The sequence below is a fragment of the Streptomyces bullii genome (genome assembly GCF_042657145.1).
Lineage (GTDB): Bacteria > Actinomycetota > Actinomycetes > Streptomycetales > Streptomycetaceae > Streptomyces > Streptomyces bullii.
Genome location: NZ_JBHSNY010000010.1, coordinates 227540 through 247975, shown reverse-complemented (window position 1 = coordinate 247975; position 20436 = coordinate 227540). Strand labels below are relative to the sequence as shown.

Here is a 20436-nt window from a genome sequence, read left to right as displayed (position 1 = left end):
GGGACGGCACGGCCCAGCCCGGCCCGGGCGGGGCACCGGCGCGCGCCCGGGCTCCCCGGCCCAGCCGGTGCCCCGCCCCCGGGCGGCGCCGGCCGCGCCGGGGCCGTCGCCCTCACCTCCGCCGGGCCGTCCTCGTGACCGCGATGGGCGGCAGCACCAACCACACCCGCCGGCCTACAGGAACGTGTGGCCCTCGCCGCGGTACGTCGGCACGGTCGCCGTCACCGCGTCCCCCTCGACCAGGTGCAGCGCGTCGAACCGTTCGCACAGCTCACCGGCCTTGGCGTGCCGGAACCACACCTTGTCCCCGACCAGCAGGTCGTCGGCGGGCGGGCCGAGCAGCGGCGTCTGCACCTCGCCCGCCCCCTCCTGGGGGTCGTACCGCAGCCCCTCCGGCAGGTACGGCACCGGCAGCCGGTCCCGCCCCGCCGCCCCCGAGGCCGGATAGCCGCCACCGAGGACGGTCACCACGCCCACCCCCGGCCGCCGTACGACGGGCTGGGCGAAGAGCGCGGCCGGACGCCCCCGGAACGACGTGTAGTTGTCGAACAGCCGCGGCACGTACAGCCCCGACCCGGCCGCGATCTCGGTCACGGCGTCCTCGGCGGCGGTGTGCTGCACGCTCCCGGTGCCCCCGCCGTTGACGAACTTCAGATCCGGTACGACGGCCCGCACCGCACGCACCACCTCGCCGCGCCGCTCGGCCAGTTCACGCTTGGCCGCGGCCTGCACGAGCCGCACGGCCCGGGACCGCAGCGGCCGGCCGGCGATCGCGTCGCCGACCCCGGCGACGTGCCCCTCGTACGCCATGATCCCGGCCACCTCGAACCCGGGCCGCCGGGTCACCGCCCGCGCCAGGTCGGCGACCTGCGCGGGGGAGTGCAGCGGCGAGCGACGGGCCCCGACCCGCACCCGCCCGCCGAGCAGCCTGAGGGACGTGTCCAACTCCAGGCAGACCCGCACGACTTCGCGCCCGCCGTTGCGCGAGGCGTCGATCAGGTCGAGCTGGGCCACGTCGTCGACCATGACGGTGACGGCGGAGGCGAGCTTGGGATCGGCGGCGAGTTCCGCGAACCGGGCCCGGTCGGCGGACGGATAGGCGAGCAGCACGTCGTCGAACCCGGACCGGGCCAGCCACAACGACTCCGCCAGGGTGAAGGACATGATCCCCGCGAACCCGTCCCGGGCCAGGACCCGTTCGAGCAGCGCCCGGCAGCGTACGGACTTGCTGGCGACCCGGACCGGCTTGCCTCCGGCGCGGCGGACGAGGTCGTCGGCGTTGGCGTCGAAGGCCTCCAGGTCCACGATCGCGAGGGGGGCGTCGAGGTGGGCGGTGGCCCGGTCGTAACGGGCCCGGTCGGCGGCGCGCGCAGTCATGAACGCAGCCTGCCAGAACGGATTACCGCAGGGTAGGGGGACGTTCCGGGCAGATGCCCCGGCGGCGTGGACTGGTTCCCGTTCGCCCGGGGACAAGCCGTAGAGTGACGCGCACGCATGGCGGAACGACGCCGGCCGGGAGGCCCGCGCCGGATGCCGGTTCCCTCGTGCGGGTATGTGTGCCCGGGACGGCGTCCGTGCCGGGCACAGGGCAGGAGAACACCGGCCCGCGCACGACGAGACGGCCCGGGCACGAGGAAACGGGGGGTGCATGAGCACGGAAGCGCGGCGTGCCCCCATCCCGCCACGCCCCACCACACCACCACGGACGGCCCCCACGAACACGGACGACCGAGCCGCGGAAGATACGGTTCCGGGCCGGGGCGAGGACCAGGGTCAGGGCCAGGGCGCTGTGTCTGCCCCTGCCTCTGCGCCTGCATCCGGCAGGGACACGTCGTCACCCGCGGCGGCTCAGGAGTGGCCCCCGGCCGGCAGGCGCATGACGCCCACGGCAGACACACCGACTGCCTCGGCACCAGCCCGCACCACGTCGCCGCACGAGCACCCCGCGCCCGCGGACCGGCCTACGACCTCTGCCAACGCCCCCTCGGGCACGCGCTTTTGGGACGACGCGGTCGGCGACCCCCGGGTCCCGCGGCGGTCGGACGTTCCTCAGCCCCGGGACGGCTCCGACAACGGTGCCGCGATCCGTCCTGCCCGTGACACCGCCGACTCGGAGCCGGACAACTCCACGGCCTCGGAGTCCGGCTCGCGCTTCCCGAGCCCCGGAACCCCGGCGCGCGAAGGGACGTCCACCCCGCCTCCGCCGCGAGCCAGCGCCCGCTTCCCCGACGCGCCGCCCACGGCGGGCCGCGAGGCGGGGCGTGCACCCCAGGAACCGGCCCGGCCGTTCCCGGGCGACGCGCCGACGGCACGCCCCGTGCCGGGCGAGACCCGCTGGACGACCGGGACGGGGGCCATACCTCCCCGGCCGGTGCACCGTCCTGCCGTGCGCCCCCCGGACGCCGCCCCTGCCGAGACCCCCGCCGAGACCCCCTCGGAGACCACCGCACGTCTGCGCCCCGTCCCCGCGGACCCCTCGCACGAGTCGGCGCCCCGGCCCGGCACGGCACCCGCCGCATCGTCCGGCCGCCCCGGCGAGGCAGCGCGGACCGTGGGCCGCGACGCGCTGCGGCAGGGCGGCGGTACGTCCGACGGCCCGTCCGGGGAGACCCGCTCGGGCCGGGCATCCGGCGACCTCGGTCGACACACGGGGCCGGTCCCCGGCTCGCACCCCGCCGGCGGATCAGTTCCTGGGGCGGGGCCTGTCCCTGCGTCCGGCCCGGGCCCCATGCCTGCCTCCGCGCCCGGTCCCGGCTCGCCTGCCGGTGGATCAGCTCCCGGCTCGATGCCTGCCCCAGGTTCCGGCGCTTCCTTCCGCCGCCCCACCGGGAGGGGCACCGGGACGGGCCGGTCCACCGGGACGGGCGACTCCACCGGGGCGGGCGACTCCACCGGGGCGGGTCACTCCGCCGGGACGGGCCACCCCACCGGGGCAGGCCGCCCCGCGGCGGTCAGCCATCCCACCGGACCCGGTCACCCCACTGCGCCCAGCAATTCCACGGCCCGGCCGCATCACCCCGGCACTCCCCATCACCCCACCGCCCCCCATCCCACCGGACCCGGTCACCCCACTGCATCCAGCCGGTCCACCGGCCGGAGCGGCCCCGGCCACCCCGCCACCCCCACTGGGCCGACGGTTCCCGGCGCCCGCCACAGCTCGTCGCCCACCCCGTCGGCCCCCGCCCCGGACACCGGCCGCTCCTTTCCCGACCCCGCCTTCTCATGGAGCACCCCGATGGCGCCCGGTGGGACGCCCGGGGCCGGGCGGCCCGTCGTGTCGTTCGGGCAGCCCGAGGGGTACGACGAGCACGCGCGGCCGTTGCCGCTCGGGCGGCGGGGACGGTCCCAGGCCCTCGCCGCCGCCGTCTGTCTCGTGCTCGGGATGGGCCTCATCAGCGGTGCCGTGACGGGGAGTTGGCTCGTCGGCGACTCCGGCGCGGCCGAGTCGGGCAGCGGCTTCTCCGCCGCCGGGAGCCTGTGGCACAACGTCCCCGTCGACCAGCTGTTCCCGCCCACCGTGGCAGGGCAGGGCGCCGGCCCCGGCGGCGCCGACCGCACCTGGACCCGTATCGCCGTCGCCCCGGACAGCGGCTGCGAGGGCGCCTTCGACCCCCTGCTGCGCAAGGCCCTCGCCCCCGTCGGCTGCCAGCGCCTGCTGCGCGCCACCTACACCGACGCCACCCAGAGCTACGTCACCACGGTCGGCCTGCTCTTCACCAAGGCCGACGCCACCGCCATGACCTCCCTCGCGAGCCGTTTCCGCAAGGAACGGCTGGACCGCCGCACCGACCTGATGCCCCTGCCGTACGCCGCGAAGGACACGGCCGCCGCCCGCTTCGGCGCCCGGCAGCGCGCCTCCTGGGTCATCTCCGTCCTCACCGACGCCCCGGTCGTCGTCTACGCCGTCTCCGGGTGGGCCGACGGCCGGACCGTCGACGACCCGCAGGCGGCCGAGGACGCCATGGCCTCCGACGCCACCACAGCCCCCGCCCAGGCAGGCCTCGGCCACGAGGCCCAGGGCCTGGCCGACCGCATCGAGCGCGGCCTGCGCAAAAACGTCCGCTCGGCCACGGAGCAGCCGTCGTGAAAGCCGTACCGCACACCGTCGCGAGGGCCGCCCCGCAGGCCGTGGTCGATGTCGTAGTCAGGGTCCTCCCGCTCACTGCCGTGAAAGCCGTCCCGCGCGCCGTCAGGAACGCCGTCCCCACCCGCCGCTCCGCCGTCCTCAGCGTCCTCCTCGCCGCCGCCGTCGCCCTCCTGCCGTCCACCACCGCCTACGCCGACGGCATACGCGCCAAGCAGTGGGCGCTGGACGCCATGCACACCCAGCAGGCCTGGCGTACGACGAAGGGCGCGGGCGTCACCGTCGCCGTCCTGGACACCGGCGTCGACGCCGGCCACCCCGACCTCGTCGGCAACGTCCTCACCGGCGAGGACCTGGTCGGCTTCGGAGCCGAGCGCGGCGACCGGTCCTGGGCCCGCCACGGCACCGCCATGGCCGGCATCATCGCCGGGCACGGACACGGCCCGGGCGACGCCGACGGAGTCATGGGCGTCGCACCCGAGGCGAAGATCCTGCCCGTCCGCGTGATCCTGGAGGACGGCGACCCGTCCCGCGCCAAGGCCCGCAGCACCCGCGGCAACGCCCTCGCCGAGGGCATCCGCTGGGCCGCCGACCACGGCGCCGACGTCATCAACCTCTCCCTCGGCGACGACTCCGCCTCCGCGCACCCCGAACCCACCGAGGACCAGGCCATCCAGTACGCCCTGAAGAAGGGCGTGGTCGTCGTCGCATCGGCCGGCAACGGCGGCGAGAAGGGCGACCACATCTCCTACCCGGCCGCCTACCCGGGCGTGATCGCCGCGACCGCCGTCGACCGCTACGGCACCCGCGCCTCCTTCTCGACCCGCCGCTGGTACGCCACCGTCAGCGCCCCCGGCGTCGACGTCGTGATCGCCGACCCCGACCGCAAGTACTACGAGGGCTGGGGCACCAGCGCCGCCGCCGCCTTCGTCTCCGGCGCCGTCGCCCTGGTGAAGGCCGCCCACCCGGACCTGACCCCGGCGCAGATCAAGACGCTCCTGGAGGACACCGCCCGCGACGCCCCCACCGGCGGCCGCGACGACTCCCGCGGCTTCGGCTTCATCGACCCGGCCGCCGCCATCCGCGCCGCGAGCCGCCTGAAACCGGAGGGCCTGCGCCCGGCGGCGTACGGCGAGCGGTACTTCGGCCCGGGCCCGGACAGCGCCCGCTCCGACGACGACACCGCCGACTGGGCGGCCCCCCTCGCGGGCAGCGTGGGCGGCGTCCTGCTGGTCGCTGGGATGGTCCTGTGGCGCGGCCGCCGCGAACCCCGTACGCACGACGACTTCCACTAGGGCCTGTCGTGCGGCTCGGGCCGCGGGGGAGCGACCGCGTCTCGTCAGCCCCGCCCCGCTGCCTGCTCCCGACAGCGGTTCCCGGGCGCGGCACCCACGCGCCCGGTCGGCGAGGGAAGTGTCAGCGGGTCGGGTCCCGGCCGTCCGGCGCGGAGGGGTCCTCCCAGGTGTGCCGGTCGAGCGCGCCCGTGCCGATCATGTGCGTCACGAACTCGGCGGCGTTGCGCGCCGCCGCCGGCTGGGCGGTGTCGGTCTTGCCCACGCCCCAGTCGGCGATCGCCTTGACCAGGATCCACTCGACCCTGCCCTTCGCGGCAGCGGCGTAGCCGCCACCGCCCTCCATCTCCGCCGCGAAGCCGTCCGGTTCGCGCTCGAGGTACGCCCGGGCGACCGAGGGATCGTCGCTGAGCACGCTGGACGACAGCATGAGGGCGAAGTGCACGGCGCGCTCGTCGTCCCAGCCGACCCGAGCCGCCCGCAACCGGTCGAGCAGCAGATCGGACGGCGGCACCCGGTCACCGCGCAGGATGGTGACGGTCCCGCCGTCGGGCCCCTGGGCCACCTTCACGTGGTCCATCAGGCGCAGCGGGCAGGACACCACGACGTCGCCCAGCCGGGACTTGTCCGGGCGCAGGCCCCAGCACACACCCACCATCACGAGGAAGTCCGGCCGCAGCCGGTCCAGCACGGCCGAGACCACGAGGGCCGCGCCTCTGGTGCCGCCGGACCCCTGCTCGCACTGGACCAGGTGCAGGTCCACCTCGCTGATGCAGCCCAGCCGGAAGACGGTGTGCCGGCCCATGAAGACCGGCACGGCCCGCGTGTGGTTGACGTCCTCCACGACGCGCAGCACGGCGTCGCGCTCCTCGTCGTTGACCACCAGCATCAGCAGCCGGGTCCGTCGGCTCATGTCCGCTCCCCTCGGTCCGTAGCGTTCCGCCGCCACCCGGCTCGCCTTGACCTGCTGGCGTACGGCCGTGACGGCGACCGGCACGGTCATCAGGGACATCAGACTGGTGAGCCAGCCGATCGTCCTGGCGGGTCCGGTCGCGGGCACCAGATCGGGCGGGTCGTTCAGCAACAGCCGCTGCGACCCCCAGCGCAGGGCCTCCGGATAGGTGGCGGGCCGGCCCGCGCAGCCGTCGGCGGCGCACGCCTCGCGCTCCCAGCCGGCCACCATCCCGGCCGTGACCAGCGTCACCACCAGCACGGCGGCGAGGTACCAGAAGACGAAGGCACCCGAGGGCACCCTGCTCCCGGCCGGGTCCGGCCCCGGCACCGGCGGCCGGATCACGATCACCTCGACCCGCTCGTCCCCGTCCCGCACCGCTCCCGACGGGCGGACCCGGCTGGAGTCCCAGCCGTCGGCGTGCGAGCGCACGGCGTCCGTGGTGATGCCGCGCCGCAGCAGGACCAGGGACTCGGCGAGCTCACCCCGGTCCACCCGCAGGCCCAGCCGCCCCGCCTCGGCTCCGGCCCGCACGGCCACCAGGGCGCCCAGCCGCCCCACGGTCCGCCGCAGCAGCGCGTCCGCCCTGGCGACGTCCTCCTGGTGGAACAGCGGAACGCTCCAGTGGGCGCCGGTGAGGGACTCGGCGACGGACCGGGCGTCCCCCGGCCGGTGAAACTGACGCCACAGCTCAGCCCCGGACACCACCACCATGGCCGCGAGCCCGACGGTGATGTGCACGACCGCCGCCAGGGCCAGCAGGAGCGCCACCGCGTGTCCCGGCGGGAACGGCACCAGACACAGGGCCGCCAGCAGCATGAGGCTGGGCGGCACGAGGAAGAGCAGCGTCTCCCAGCGCCGGTCCAGCAGACGCAGGAGCGCCGGCCCGAGCCCCGCACCCCACGGCCGACGCGGTGCGAGCAGAGGCGGTTCGAGCAGGGCGAACCCATGAAGGTCCTGCCAGACGAGGCGGCCCTCCAGAGCAGCGCAGTACAGCACGAGCGCCAGTGGCCCGCGGGAACGCGCCAGGCCCGAGATGCCCTTCCCGCGCACCAGGGCGGCCACCGCCTTGCCCTGGGGGGAACGGCGCACGAGCCGCGCGGCCGCACGGCACTGGGCTAAGGACGGTCGCCCGTGGTCCGAGGCATCTCCCATCGCGCCTGCTCCCCCCGGCGGCACCGCGGTCGGTCCGAATCGCCCTCATGATAGGACCGCCGTTGCGCGAGCCCCGCTCGGTCTTCCGGGCCCGCAACCGACCCGCCAGCACCCGGCCGATAGGGTCGGTGACCGTGGCGAACAAGAACATTCCCGACTCCGGCTTCTCCGACGACGACGGCTCCGCCGACCCCCGGCTGAGCGCGGCGCTCGCCGCCTGGGCCGAGGACCGCGACGCGGTGGGCCCGGTGCTGGAGGCGCTCCGGGGCGCCCGGCTGCTCGTGCCCGTCGTGGCCGTGCTCGGCGAGGTCGCGGAGGACGAAAACGGTCTGCGCCGCGAGAAGACCAGCGAGATGGCCGTACCGACGTTGAAGGCGGGCCACCGTACCGCCCTGCCCGCCTTCACCTCCATCGGCTCCCTGGCCCGCTGGGACCCTGCGGCCCGGCCCGTCGCCGTACCGCTGGCCCAGGCCCTGCAGGCCGCCGCGCACGAGAAGGCGGACACGATCGTGCTGGACCTGGCCGGACCCGTGCCGTTCGAACTGAACCGGCCCGCGCTGCTCGCCCTGGCCGAGGGCCGTACGTCGACCGACCCGCTCGCCGACCCGGCCGTCGTCGAGGCCGTCCGCGCAGCCGTGGCCGCCGAGCCCGCCGTCCTGCGCGCCCACCTCGGACCGGGACAGGCCGACGGAACCCTCGCTCTCGTCCTCGACCCCGCCGCGCCCCCGGCCGAGACCGCCCGCGCGGTCGCCCGGCGCCTGGCCGACGACGACACCCTCAGGGCCCGCCTGGTGCACGGCCTGGACCTGGCACTGCTGCCGACCGGCAGCACACCACCTGGCGAGCCCCTGTACGTACGCGCGTGATCCGCGGGTACGCGGACCTGGCTAGCCGAAGACCGGCCCCGTGTACTTCTCGCCCGGCCCCTGACCCGGCTCGTCCGGGACCACCGACGCCTCGCGGAACGCCAGCTGCAGCGACTTCAGACCGTCGCGCAGCGGCGCCGCGTGGAACGAGCTGATCTCGGTTGCGGACGCGTCCAGCAGACCGGCCAGCGCGTGCACCAGCTTGCGCGCCTCGTCCAGGTCCTTGTGCGTGTCGCCCTCCTCGGTGAGACCCAGCTTCACCGCGGCCGCGCTCATCAGGTTGACGGCGACCGTCACGATCACCTCGACCGCCGGGACTTCGGCGATGTCACGCGTCATGGCGTCGAAGTCGGGGCCGTCGGGGCTGCCGGGGGTCTCGGGGGTGTCCGGGGAGGAGGTGTCACTCATGCCCCACACGATAGGCCCCGGCGCGTACGCTCCGACCTGCGGGAGTCTCGTCCGCCCGGTTTGGCACCCCACGTGCCGAGGCTGTAGTGTTGGACAACGACCGGTCGGACGCGTATGTCACACGGCAGACGTGCCCGGCCCACAAGTGGAGGCTTTCGAACTCCCACCTGGCCGCCCTCAGGGCGGCGGGTCACCGGTCAGGCGGCACCGCCCAGCGGCGGCGATCCGCCCGAAATCGCGCCCCGCGGTCATCGCGGCGGTGCTCCGGTAGCAGTTCGAGGAGCCCCGCCTGTGATCGTCCGGGGCATTTTTTCTGCGTCGGCGCGGTTAGGTCTAACGAACACAGACGTTACGCGGCTGTCCGCCAGACCGCCGTGTGGTGCTACCGAGGAGGATCCATCAGCGCCGAGCCCCGCATCAACGACCGGATTCGCGTTCCCGAGGTGCGACTTGTCGGTCCCAGTGGCGAGCAGGTGGGCATCGTCCCCCTGGCCAAGGCACTGGAGCTTGCGCAGGAGTACGACCTGGACCTGGTCGAGGTCGCGGCGAACGCCCGTCCGCCCGTGTGCAAGCTCATGGACTACGGGAAGTTCAAGTACGAGTCGGCCATGAAGGCCCGTGAGGCGCGCAAGAACCAGGCGCACACGGTCATCAAGGAGATGAAGCTCCGGCCGAAGATCGACCCGCACGACTATGACACCAAGAAGGGTCACGTCGTCCGGTTCCTCAAGCAGGGCGACAAGGTCAAGATCACGATCATGTTCCGTGGTCGCGAGCAGTCCCGGCCCGAGCTGGGCTACCGGCTGCTGCAGCGTCTCGCGGAGGACGTCCAGGACCTCGGTTTCGTGGAGTCGAACCCGAAGCAGGACGGCCGCAACATGATCATGGTCCTCGGTCCGCACAAGAAGAAGACCGAGGCGATGGCCGAGGCCCGTCAGGCGCAGGAAGCCCGCAAGGCTTCCGCGAAGGCCAACCCCGGTCGCTCGCAGAACCCTGCGGACGCCGAGGCGACGGCCGAGGAGCCTGCCGAGGCGTGACCTCCGGGGACGCCAGTCCCAGGAAGCAATCGAAACAAGAGCGACGCTCCACCCGTGCCCGGTTCTCGCGACCGGGCACCGGAGCGCCACCGACGAGGAGAGAACGGCGCTATGCCGAAGAACAAGTCGCACAGCGGTGCCAGCAAGCGCTTCAAGATCACCGGCTCCGGCAAGGTGCTCCGCGAGCGTTCCGGCAAGCGCCACCTGCTCGAGCACAAGTCGTCCCGTGTGACGCGTCGCCTCACCGGCAACGCCGAGATGGCCCCGGGCGACGCCAAGAAGATCAAGAAGCTTCTCGGCAAGTGACGCTCCGGCGCCTGTGCGCCGTACGTCAGGACCGGGACCCAATCGATACCGGGCCGTGTGAGGACCACCACGGCCCCGCTACAAGGAGTTAACAAGTGGCACGCGTCAAGCGGGCAGTCAACGCCCACAAGAAGCGCCGGGCGATCCTCGAGCAGGCTTCCGGCTACCGCGGTCAGCGTTCGCGCCTGTACCGCAAGGCCAAGGAGCAGGTCACCCACTCGCTGGTCTACAACTACAACGACCGCAAGAAGCGCAAGGGTGACTTCCGCCAGCTGTGGATCCAGCGCATCAACGCCGCTGCCCGCGCCAACGGCATCACGTACAACCGCTTCATCCAGGGTCTGAAGGCCGCCAACGTCGAGGTCGACCGCAAGATCCTGGCCGAGCTGGCCGTCAACGACCCGAACGCGTTCGCCTCGCTCGTCGAGGTCGCGCAGAAGGCCCTCCCGGCGGACGTGAACGCGCCCAAGGCGGCGTGACGCCCGTCGGCCCCGAGCCGATGTGACCGAAGGGACCCGCAGGCCGGCGCGGCCTGCGGGTCCTGCTGTGTCCGTGAACCTCCGAACGTGATGGTGAACCCATGCCCCCCGCCACCCCCGAGCTCATCTCCCCCCGCTCCCCCCGTGTCTCGGCCGCCCGGCGGCTCGCGAAGCGGAACTTCCGGGGCAAGGAGCGGCTGTTCCTCGCGGAGGGGCCGCAGGCCGTGCGGGAGGCCGCCGGACACCGGGCCGGGGGCACGGCCACGCTCGTCGAGCTGTTCGTGACACTGGAGGCCGCGGAGCGGTACGCCGACATCATCGGCGAGGCCCGGGCCGCCGGCGCCCGGGTGCACCTCGCCTCCGAGCAGGTCATCGAGGACATCTCCACCACCGTCACCCCGCAGGGGCTCGTCGGGATCTGCCGCTTCCTGGACACGCCCTTCGAGGAGATCCTCGCGGCCCGCCCCAAGCTGGTCGCCGTGCTCGCGCACGTCCGGGACCCCGGCAACGCCGGCACCGTGCTGCGGTGCGCCGACGCCGCCGGCGCCGAGGCCGTCGTCCTCACCGACGCCTCCGTCGACCTGTACAACCCCAAGGCCGTACGGGCCTCCGTCGGCTCGCTCTTCCACCTCCCGGTCGCCGTCGGCGTCCCCGTGGCACAGGCGGTCGAAGGGCTGCGCGCCGCCGGGGTGCGGGTGCTCGCCGCCGACGGGGCGGGCGACCGCGACCTCGACGACGAGCTCGACAAGGGCACCATGGGCGGACCGACCGCCTGGATCTTCGGAAACGAGGCCTGGGGGCTCCCGGAGGAGACCCGCGCGCTGACGGACGCCGTCGTGCGCGTCCCCATCCACGGCAAGGCCGAGAGCCTGAACCTCGCCACCGCGGCAGCCGTATGTCTCTACGCGTCGGCCCGCGCCCAACGCGCCGACGCAGGGTGCCGTTCCGTCACCGAGAGCTGAAGGCCCTGTCGTCGAATTCCCTCCCGCCCCACGTGGCGGACGACGGGAATTCGACGACAGGGCCTAGTAGGGTGACCAGCTCAGGACACCCACTGAGCCAGTACGAGAGGTGGGGCACGGGGAATGAGCGCCGGCACGAGCAGCGCACCGGGGGCACGGGACGTGCGGCGGCCGCCCGCGCCCCGGGCTCCCGGTGATCTGGCCGACCTCGGCATCGATCCCGACGAGCTGCCCGACGGACTCGTCGTCGCCGACGAACACGGCCGCGTCATCTGCTTCAACGCCGCCGCCGAGCGCATCACCGCCACTCCCGCCGCCGACGCCCTCGGGCAGCGGCTGGAGAAGGCCCTGCCGTTAGAGGACCTGGAGGGCCGGCGCTGGTGGCAGCTGACCGACCCGTACGGCGGGCTCGCCATCCGGGTCCGCCAGCCCGAGCGCAACCTGCTGCTCCCCGGCGGACGTGAGGTGCTGGTCTCCGCGCGGTACGTCCGCACCCGCCCCAGCGGCCCCGTCCGCCGCGTCGTCGTCACCCTCCGCGACACCGAGGCCCGGCGTCGCACCGAACGCAGCCACGCCGAACTGATCGCCACCGTCGCCCACGAGCTGCGCTCCCCGCTGACCTCCGTCAAAGGCTTCACCGCGACCCTGCTCGCCAAGTGGGAGAGGTTCACCGACGACCAGAAACGGCTGATGCTGGAGACCGTCGACGCCGACGCCGACCGGGTCACCCGGCTCATCGCCGAGCTGCTGGACATATCCCGCATCGACTCCGGCAGGCTGGAGGTGCGGCGGCAGCCCGTCGACATCGGCGCCGCCGTCGGACGGCACATCCAGGCGTACGTCGCCGCCGGGCAGCCCGCCGACCGGTTCCTGCTGCGCATCGAGCAGCCCCTGCCCATGCTGTGGGCCGACCCCGACAAGATCGACCAGGTGCTCAGCAACCTGCTGGAAAATGCGGTGCGGCACGGCGAGGGAACCGTCACCATCGACATCACGGCCACGGCGTCCCCGCGCGAAGGCGAGGACACTGGCACGTCGGTCACCGTGAGCGACGAGGGGCCCGGCATCCCGGAGGAGTCCATGAACCGCGTCTTCACCCGCTTCTGGCGGGGCAGCAAGCGCGGCGGCACGGGCCTTGGGCTGTACATCGTCAAGGGCATCGTCGAGGCCCACGGCGGCACCATCACGGTCGGCCGCGCCCCCGGCGGCGGCGCCGAGTTCCGATTTACGTTGCCCGTGGCGGCACCGGCGTATCTCGCCTGAGGCCCCACGGGCGCATTCGCCTACCTCCACCCCGTTAGACTCGGCCTTTGGCACCTTTGTGTCCCAAAAACCGTGACGATCCGTCCACGAGTCGGTGACGGGGACCTCCAGCCAGCCAATCGGAAGCACGGGAAGAGATGTCGGCACCCAATAAGTCGTACGACCCTGTAGAGGTCGAGGCGTTGAAACCGGAAGAGATCGAGCGCATGCGGGACGAGGCGCTCGCCGCCTTCGCCGCCGCGGACTCCCTCGACGCGCTCCACGAGGCCAAGGTCGCCCACACCGGCCCCGCGTCCCCGCTGGCGCTCGCCAACCGCGAGATCGGCGCCCTGCCCCCGCACGCCAAGGCCGAGGCCGGCAAGCGCGTCGGCCAGGCCCGCGGCGCCGTGAACAAGGCGCTCGCTGCCCGCCAGGAGGAACTGGAGGCCGAGCGGGACGCCCGGGTGCTGGTCGAGGAGGCCGTGGACGTCACGCTGCCCTACGACCGGGTGCCCGCCGGCGCCCGGCACCCGCTGACCACGATGATGGAGCGGGTCGCGGACGTCTTCGTGTCCATGGGGTACGAGGTCGCCGAGGGGCCCGAGGTCGAGGCGGAGTGGTTCAACTTCGACGCCCTGAACTTCACGCCCGACCACCCGGCCCGGCAGATGCAGGACACCTTCTTCGTCGACGGCCCGAAGGGCGACGACGGCGAGTCCGGCGTCATCCTGCGGACCCACACCTCCCCGGTGCAGGCCAGGTCCCTGCTCGACCGCGAGCCGCCGGTCTACGTCGTCTGCCCCGGCCGCGTGTACCGCACGGACGAGCTGGACGCCACGCACACCCCGGTCTTCCACCAGATCGAGCTGCTCGCCGTCGACGAGGGCCTGACCATGGCGGACCTCAAGGGCACCCTGGACCACATGGTCCAGTCGCTGTTCGGCGAGGGCATGAAGACCCGGCTGCGGCCGAACTACTTCCCCTTCACCGAGCCGAGCGCCGAGATGGACATGCTCTGCTACGTCTGCAAGGGCGAGTCCGTCGGCAACCCCGACCGGCCGTGCCGCACCTGCTCGTCCGAGGGCTGGATCGAGCTCGGCGGCTGCGGCATGGTCAACCCGCGGGTGCTCACCGCCTGCGGCGTCGACCCCGAGAAGTACAGCGGCTTCGCCTTCGGGTTCGGCATCGAGCGGATGTTGATGTTCCGCCACAACGTCGAAGACATGCGAGACATGGTCGAGGGTGACGTCCGGTTCACCCGGCCGTTCGGGATGGAGATCTGATGCGGGTCCCGCTTTCCTGGCTGCGGGAGTACGTCGACCTGCCGGCGACGGAGACCGGCCGTGACGTACAGGCCAAGCTGGTGTCGGCCGGTCTGGAGGTCGAGACCGTCGAGCAGCTCGGCGCCGACCTGAAGGGCCCGCTCGTCGTGGGTCAGGTGGCCACGATCGAGGAGCTGGAGGGCTTCAAGAAGCCGATCCGCTTCTGCACCGTCGACGTCGGCCAGGCCAACGGCACCGGTGAGCCGCAGGAGATCGTCTGCGGCGCCCGCAACTTCGCCGTCGGCGACAAGGTCGTCGTGGCCCTCCCGGGTGCCGTGCTGCCGGGCGACTTCCAGATCGCCGAGCGCAAGACGTACGGCCGGATGTCGCGCGGCATGATCTGCTCCAGCGACGAGCTGAACATGGGCGACGACGGCAGCCACGGCATCATCGTGCTGCCGCCGGAGACCGAGATCGGCAGGGACGCCGTCGACCTGCTGGAGCTGGTCGACGAGGTCCTCGACATCGCCGTCACGCCCGACCGCGGCTACTGCCTGTCGATGCGCGGCGTCGCCCGCGAGACCGCCATCGCCTACGGTCTGCCGCTGCGCGACCCGGCGCTGCTCGACGTGCCCGCCCCGAACGCGTTCGGCTACCCGGTGCGGATCTCCGACCCCCTCGGCTGCGACCGCTTCACCGCCCGCACGGTGACCGGTCTGAGCCCCGAGGCGCGCTCGCCGATCTGGCTCCAGCGCCGCCTGCAGAAGGTCGGCATGCGCCCGATCTCGCTCGCCGTCGACGTCACCAACTACGTGATGATGGAGCTCGGCCAGCCGCTGCACGCCTACGACCGCAAGCTGGTCCAGGGCGCCATCGGCGTGCGCCGGGCCGAGCCGGGGGAGAAGCTCACCACCCTCGACGGCGTGGTGCGCACCCTCGACACCGAGGACCTGGTCATCACCGACGAGCGCGGCCCGATCGGCCTCGCCGGTGTCATGGGCGGCGCCAACACGGAGATCGCCGACCACGAGGACGTGGAGAACGCGACGACGGACATCGTGATCGAGGCCGCGCACTTCGACGCGGTGTCGATCGCGCGCACGGCCCGCCGCCACAAGCTGTCCTCCGAGGCGTCCCGCCGCTTCGAGCGCGGCGTCGACCCGCAGGCCGCCGCTGCCGCCGCCCAGCGCACGGTGGACCTGCTGGTGCTGCTGGCCGGCGGGACCGCCGAGGCCGGCGTCACCGAGGTCATCGCCCCGTCCGCGCCGCGCACCATCACCATCCCGGCCGACCACCCGGACAAGGTGGCGGGCGTGCGGTACGGCCGCGAGACCGTCGTACGGCGGCTGCAGGAGATCGGCTGCGACGTGTACGGGCAGGACGAGCTGATCGTCACCGTGCCGTCCTGGCGGCCCGACCTCACCGACCCGAACGACCTGGCCGAAGAGGTCATCCGCCTGGAGGGCTACGAGAACCTGCCCTCCACGCTGCCCAAGCCGCCGGCCGGCCGTGGCCTGACCCACCGGCAGCGGCTGCACCGCCGCGTGGGCCGGGCCCTGGCCGGGGCCGGCTACGTGGAGGCGCCGACCTACCCGTTCGTCAGCGAGCAGGTCTTCGACCAGCTCGGCCTGGAGGCCGACGACCCGGCCCGCCGTGTCGTCAGGCTCACCAACCCGCTCAGCGACGAGGAACCGGCCCTGCGGACGTCCCTGCTGCCGGGCCTGCTCGGCGCGCTGCGGCGCAACGACGGGCGGGGCTCGCACGACCTGGCGCTCTTCGAGACCGGCCTGGTCTTCCACCCGCGCGAGGAGCAGCGCGTCGCCGTGCGGCTGCCTGTCGACCGGCGTCCGAGCGACGAGGAGATCGCGGGGCTGAACGCGGCGCTGCCGGAGCAGCCGCGCCACGTCGCCGTCGTCCTCGCCGGTGCCCGCGAGCAGGCCGGCTGGTGGGGCAAGGGCCGCCCCGCCGACTGGGCCGACGCCGTCGAGGCGGCGCGGACCGTCGCCCATGAGGCGGGCGCCGAGCTCATCGTCCGCAAGGGGCAGTACGGACCGTGGCACCCGGGGCGCTGCGCCGAACTGGCGGTCACCGCCGACGGCGCGGAGCGGGTCGTGGGCCACGCCGGGGAGCTGCACCCGCGCGTGGTCAAGGCGCTCGGCCTGCCGGCCCGCACCTGCGCGATGGAGCTGGACCTGGACGTCCTGGAGCAGGTCGGCGACGCCACCCCGCAGTCGCCGCGGATCTCCACGTTCCCGGTCGCCACGCAGGACGTCGCGCTCGTCGTCGACGCGGCCGTCCCGGCGGCCGAGGTCGAGGCGGCGCTGCGGGAGGGTGCCGGGGAACTGCTGGAGGCCATCCGGCTGTTCGACGTCTACGAGAACGCCGAGCAGCTCGGGGAGGGGCGCAAGTCGCTGGCGTACGCGCTGCGGTTCCGCGCCGCCGACCGGACGCTGACGGTGGACGAGGCGTCGGCGGCCCGGGAGGCGGCGGTTGCCCTCGCGGGTGAGCGTACGGGGGCGGTGCTGCGCGGCTGATCGCCGCGGGGGACCGCGCGTCGTCGACTCCGAGCTCTCAGTGGTGCCGTCACCTCACTTGTTCGGGTGAGAAGCTGAGGTGATCCAGCCCTTTCGGGTTATCCGGTCGACAGAATCGGACCGGCCTTTCGAGGCCGGTCCGTCTGCGTTGCAGGGCCTATTGGGGGGCCGACCGCATGATCCGCATCAGGGCCGGGGTGCACCGCGGGACGGGGCGGCTCCGGACGAACTCCCGGGCACCCGCCCGCCGGGCCGCGAGCAGGGCCGAGCGGCAGCCGCTGCGCGGGGTGCTCGCCCTCGGACTGCCCGCCGTCTGGGGGGCCACGGCGGTGACGTTCAAGCTGGTCTGTCCGCTCGCCCAGCACAACGGGCTGGGGGCACGGATCGCCACCAGCGCCGTCTTCGTCGCGGTCGGCACGGGGATCATCGTCCATGTCCGGCGGGCGCTGCTGCGTGAGCTGCGTCAGGCGCGCCGGGTGCCGGATGCCGCCCAGAGCGTCCTGGTACGGCGGCTGCCGCCGCGCGTCGACGGGCTGCACGTCGCCGCGGCCCAGCTCTCCGCCGACCGGGGCGCCGCCGTCGGCGGCGACCTGTACGAGGTCGTCGCCACCGAGCACGGCGTACGGGCCGTGATGGGCGACGTCCGCGGACACGGCCTCGGCGCTCTCGCCACGGCCGCAGCCGTCCTCGGCAGCTTCCGCGAGGCCGCGCACGACGAGACCGACCTCGGCGGCGTCCTGCGCCGACTGGACCGGGCCCTGGCCCGGCACCTGCGCGAACGGTCCCGCGCCGAACACCCCTCCTCGGGCCTGGCGCCCGTCGGCCCGGTCGCCGAGGAGTTCGTCACGCTGCTGCTGGTGGAGATCGACCCGCACGGTGAAGTGCGGGCCCTGAACTGCGGCCACCCGTGGCCGTACCTACTGACCGGGACGCGAGTGGAGCAACTGGCCCGCGCCGACCCGTTCCCGCCCCTCGGCCCCTTTCCGCTGCCGGCCGAACTGCCCGCCCGGGCAGGCGCTGTTCCTCCACACGGACGGCGTGGAGGACCACCGGGACGCTCATGGCCGGTTCTTCCCGCTGCCGGTCGTACTGGCTCAGCACAGTCTTCACGGCCCTGCTGCACCACACACGCGGCGTCCCCGCGGACGACATGGCCCTGCTGGTACTCACCAACGCCCGGCGCGACGCCCCAGCGGCCCGGAGCCGTGACACGGACGGCTCCGCCGCCGGGGCGCCTCCAGCCACAAGGCACCCACAGCCGACCACGCGGCTCCAGCCACTCGGCGACTAGCCAACCGGCCAGGCCCGGCAGGCCGTCCGCCCCGCCACGGAGTGTCGGGCAGGCGGCTGGGCGGACGGCATGGAAGCGGGCCGCCGCATTCTACGAGGGGGAGCCGACGGCCCGGCCGGCCTCTTTCGAGGCATTTCAGTCAACCGGCGGGCAACTCTCCGCGACAGCGCGCACACCCTACGGATTCGAGCACTCCGTTCACACCCCGTGTGAAGGCGGACGCACTACTCTGTCGGCACCGAGCCACCGGGGGGCCTCCCATGCAGCCCAACACACTGCTCGACGCGATCCTGGACGAGGCGGGGATCTCGCACGCGGGCCTGGCCGCGCACGTCAACCAGGCCGGTCGCGGACGCGGGCTCGCACTGCGCTACGAACACACCGCCGTCGCACGGTGGTTGAAGGGGCAGCGGCCCCGCGGCCAGGTGCCCGACCTGATCTGCGAGGTGCTCGCCGCCCGGCTCCAGCGACCGGTGACCCTGGACGACATCGGCCTCGGCGTGCCCGGCGAGCCGGCCGCGCCGCACACCGGCTCGCTGTCCGGGTTCGTCGAGCGGGCCACCGCCCTGTGGCGCTCCGACCAGCAGCAGCGCCCGCACATCCTGGGCGCGCCCGCGCTCACCGGCACGCCCGCGGTGATGCCCGTGTGGGAGTGGGAGAACCCGCCCGAGGACGTGGACGTCTCCCGCGGCGGCCGGCACCGGGTCACGGCCGGAGACATCGAGATGCTGCGCGCCGCCCGCACCCACTACGAGCAGATGTACCGCAAGGCCGGCGGCATCGCGACGCGCGCCCGCATCGTCGGCTTCCTGAACGCCGAGGCGGCCCCGCTGCTGCGCGGCGGCTACACCGACGCCACAGGCCGCCAACTGCACCGCGCCACGGGCGGGTTGGTGGCGATCGCCGGCATCTGCGCCTACGACTCCGACGCGCACGGGCTCGCCCAGCGCTACTTCCACCAGGCGCTGCGGCTCGCCAAGGCCAGCGGGGACCGGGGGCTCGGCGCGTACGTGATCGCCCTGCTGGTCAACCAGTCGCTGTTCATGCGGGAGTACCGGCAGGCCGTCGCCTTCGCGGAGGCCGCGCTGCGCGCCGCCGGCAAGCACATCACCCCGGCGCTCGCCTCCGACCTGTACGCGATGCAGGCGAAGTCGTACGCCCACCTCGGCGACGGTACGAGCGCGCTGTCCTGCATCCGGCGGGCCGAGCAGGCCGCCGAACGCATCCGGCGCGGATACGAGCCCGACGAGACCGGCTATGTCCAGCCGGGCCTGGTCAACGTCCAGGTGGCGGAGGCGCTGCTGAGCCTCGGCGAGATCGCGGCGGCGGGGGAGCACGCGGCGGCGGCCGTCGACAACCCCGCCCACGACCGGGGCCGGGTGCACCGGCTCGCCATGCTCAGCACGATCGAACTGCGGCAGGGCAACGCCGACAAGGCCGTCGCCATCGCCGTGCAGATGGCCGAACAGGCCCGGGGCATGGAGTCCCAGCGGCTGCGCGACAGACTGCGCGCGGTCCGCGAGCACCTGGTGCGCAGCGGCTGCGCGGGCACCTCCGAGGCCGCCGAACTCATCGACGGGGCGCTGCGCGTACCGTTGTGAACCCGTGCGAACCGGCGCACCCCGCGCGGCGAGCGGGTCCCCGTGCGCCTGCTGTCAGACCGTCCCTGCTGCGATATTGCCCCTTACCCAGCGAAAGGTGGCAGAACCGTGCAGTGGACGAAACAGAACGAACAAACTGTGTACTCAAACCGCTGGTTCAGCGTCAATCTCGCGGATGTCGAACTGCCGGACGGCCGGCATCTCGACCACTTCCTCATACGGCTGCGGCCCGTCGCCGTGGCCACGGTGGTGAACGGGGCCAACGAAGTCCTGCTGCTGTGGCGGCACCGCTTCATCACCGACAGCTGGGGGTGGGAACTCGCGGCCGGCGTGGTCGAGGACGGCGAGGACATCGCCGTGGCGGCCGCCCGGGAGCTGGAGGAGGAGACCGGCTGGCGGCCGGGACCCCTGCACCACCTCATGAGCGTGGAGCCGTCCAACGGCCTCACCGACGCCCGGCACCACATCTACTGGGCCGACGAGGGCGAGTACGTCGGGCACCCCGTGGACGACTTCGAGTCGGACCGCCGGGAATGGGTCCCCCTCAAGCTCGTCCCCGACATGGTCGCCCGCGGGGAGGTCCCGGCCGCCAACATGGCGGCCGCGTTACTCCTGCTGCACCACCTCAGGCTCGGGCAGGACGCCTTGCCCTGACCCCCCGCGTCCTGGCCGGCCGGTCACGGCCTTCCCGGCCGGCTAGCGGCCGAACGCCTGCCAGATCGCCACGATGAGCGCGCCCACGGCCGTCACGGCCGCGATCGAGGGCAGCGGCCAGCGGGCGTGTTCCAGTGTGACGATCCGGTCGTTCAGTTCGTCGAGTTCCTTGACCGTCTCCTCGGTGCGATGGGTCAGCAGTGCCAGTCCGCCTTCGACGCGGGCGTAGGCCACGTCGAGGCGGCGTCGTAACTCTGCGAGTTCTCCCTGGAGGACGGGATGCTCGGGATCGGCGGTCACAAGTCCGCTCC

16 protein-coding genes and 1 pseudogene are annotated in these 20436 nt (G+C 73.6%); 13 read left to right on the top strand and 4 right to left on the bottom strand.

What is annotated here, in order from left to right; translation table 11 throughout:
- Window positions 1-174 precede the first annotated feature (174 nt).
- Window positions 175-1377 (bottom strand): amino acid deaminase/aldolase, encoded by a 1203-nt coding sequence (locus tag ACFPZJ_RS28295; RefSeq protein WP_381027216.1) that lies wholly within the window; start codon window positions 1375-1377, stop codon window positions 175-177.
- Window positions 1378-3274: 1897 nt separating this feature from the next.
- On the opposite strand from ACFPZJ_RS28295, the gene ACFPZJ_RS28290 reads away from it, so the two are divergent.
- Window positions 3275-4087 (top strand): hypothetical protein, encoded by an 813-nt coding sequence (locus ACFPZJ_RS28290; protein ID WP_381027696.1) that lies wholly within the window; start codon window positions 3275-3277, stop codon window positions 4085-4087.
- An 80-nt stretch (window positions 4088-4167) separates the two neighbouring features.
- Window positions 4168-5379: a type VII secretion-associated serine protease mycosin gene (gene mycP / locus ACFPZJ_RS28285; RefSeq protein ID WP_381027694.1), complete on the top strand. Its 1212-nt coding sequence runs from the start codon at window positions 4168-4170 to the stop codon at window positions 5377-5379.
- A gap of 121 nt (window positions 5380-5500) precedes the next feature.
- Here the strand turns inward: mycP and ACFPZJ_RS28280 are convergent, their stop codons facing one another.
- Window positions 5501-7483: a phosphorylase family protein gene (locus ACFPZJ_RS28280; RefSeq protein WP_381027214.1), complete on the bottom strand. Its 1983-nt coding sequence runs from the start codon at window positions 7481-7483 to the stop codon at window positions 5501-5503.
- 134 nt (window positions 7484-7617) lie between these two features.
- Here ACFPZJ_RS28280 and ACFPZJ_RS28275 point away from each other — a divergent pair, with 134 nt between their 5' ends.
- Window positions 7618-8349, top strand: coding sequence for an SseB family protein (locus ACFPZJ_RS28275; RefSeq protein ID WP_381027211.1), 732 nt, complete (start codon window positions 7618-7620; stop codon window positions 8347-8349).
- Between the two features lie 21 nt (window positions 8350-8370).
- Here the strand turns inward: ACFPZJ_RS28275 and ACFPZJ_RS28270 are convergent, their stop codons facing one another.
- Window positions 8371-8757: a DUF1844 domain-containing protein gene (locus tag ACFPZJ_RS28270; RefSeq protein WP_381027209.1), complete on the bottom strand. Its 387-nt coding sequence runs from the start codon at window positions 8755-8757 to the stop codon at window positions 8371-8373.
- 374 nt (window positions 8758-9131) lie between these two features.
- On the opposite strand from ACFPZJ_RS28270, the gene infC reads away from it, so the two are divergent.
- The 10 genes and pseudogenes from infC (at window position 9132) to ACFPZJ_RS28220 (ending at window position 20125) form a co-directional block, all read left to right on the top strand.
- Window positions 9132-9794, top strand: a complete 663-nt coding sequence (gene infC, locus ACFPZJ_RS28265; protein ID WP_381027206.1) for a translation initiation factor IF-3 — start codon at window positions 9132-9134, stop codon at window positions 9792-9794.
- 111 nt (window positions 9795-9905) lie between these two features.
- Window positions 9906-10100 (top strand): 50S ribosomal protein L35, encoded by a 195-nt coding sequence (gene rpmI, locus ACFPZJ_RS28260; protein ID WP_030577024.1) that lies wholly within the window; start codon window positions 9906-9908, stop codon window positions 10098-10100.
- Window positions 10101-10195: 95 nt separating this feature from the next.
- Window positions 10196-10579, top strand: coding sequence for a 50S ribosomal protein L20 (gene rplT / locus ACFPZJ_RS28255; protein WP_365675417.1), 384 nt, complete (start codon window positions 10196-10198; stop codon window positions 10577-10579).
- A gap of 101 nt (window positions 10580-10680) precedes the next feature.
- Entirely contained in the window at window positions 10681-11541 is an 861-nt protein-coding gene (locus ACFPZJ_RS28250; RefSeq protein ID WP_381027204.1) for a TrmH family RNA methyltransferase, read from the top strand.
- Between the two features lie 123 nt (window positions 11542-11664).
- The gene (locus ACFPZJ_RS28245) at window positions 11665-12804 is read left to right on the top strand and encodes a sensor histidine kinase (RefSeq protein WP_381027201.1); all 1140 of its coding nucleotides are present in this window, start codon (window positions 11665-11667) and stop codon (window positions 12802-12804) included.
- Window positions 12805-12941: 137 nt separating this feature from the next.
- On the top strand, window positions 12942-14066 hold the full coding sequence (gene pheS / locus ACFPZJ_RS28240; RefSeq protein ID WP_381027198.1) for a phenylalanine--tRNA ligase subunit alpha: 1125 nt from the start codon (window positions 12942-12944) through the stop codon (window positions 14064-14066).
- Window positions 14066-16579, top strand: a complete 2514-nt coding sequence (pheT, locus tag ACFPZJ_RS28235) for a phenylalanine--tRNA ligase subunit beta (protein ID WP_381027196.1) — start codon at window positions 14066-14068, stop codon at window positions 16577-16579. Before pheS ends, pheT begins: the two co-directional genes overlap by 1 nt.
- A 176-nt stretch (window positions 16580-16755) precedes the next feature.
- Window positions 16756-17870 (top strand): annotated as a pseudogene (locus ACFPZJ_RS28230) (PP2C family protein-serine/threonine phosphatase).
- Window positions 17871-18130: 260 nt separating this feature from the next.
- Complete coding sequence (locus ACFPZJ_RS28225; RefSeq protein ID WP_381027193.1) at window positions 18131-19471, top strand: transcriptional regulator; 1341 nt, start codon at window positions 18131-18133, stop codon at window positions 19469-19471.
- Window positions 19472-19579: 108 nt separating this feature from the next.
- Entirely contained in the window at window positions 19580-20125 is a 546-nt protein-coding gene (locus ACFPZJ_RS28220) for an NUDIX hydrolase (protein WP_381027190.1), read from the top strand.
- A 42-nt stretch (window positions 20126-20167) separates the two neighbouring features.
- Here the strand turns inward: ACFPZJ_RS28220 and ACFPZJ_RS28215 are convergent, their stop codons facing one another.
- Complete coding sequence (locus ACFPZJ_RS28215; RefSeq protein ID WP_381027187.1) at window positions 20168-20425, bottom strand: hypothetical protein; 258 nt, start codon at window positions 20423-20425, stop codon at window positions 20168-20170.
- Window positions 20426-20436: the final 11 nt, after the last annotated feature.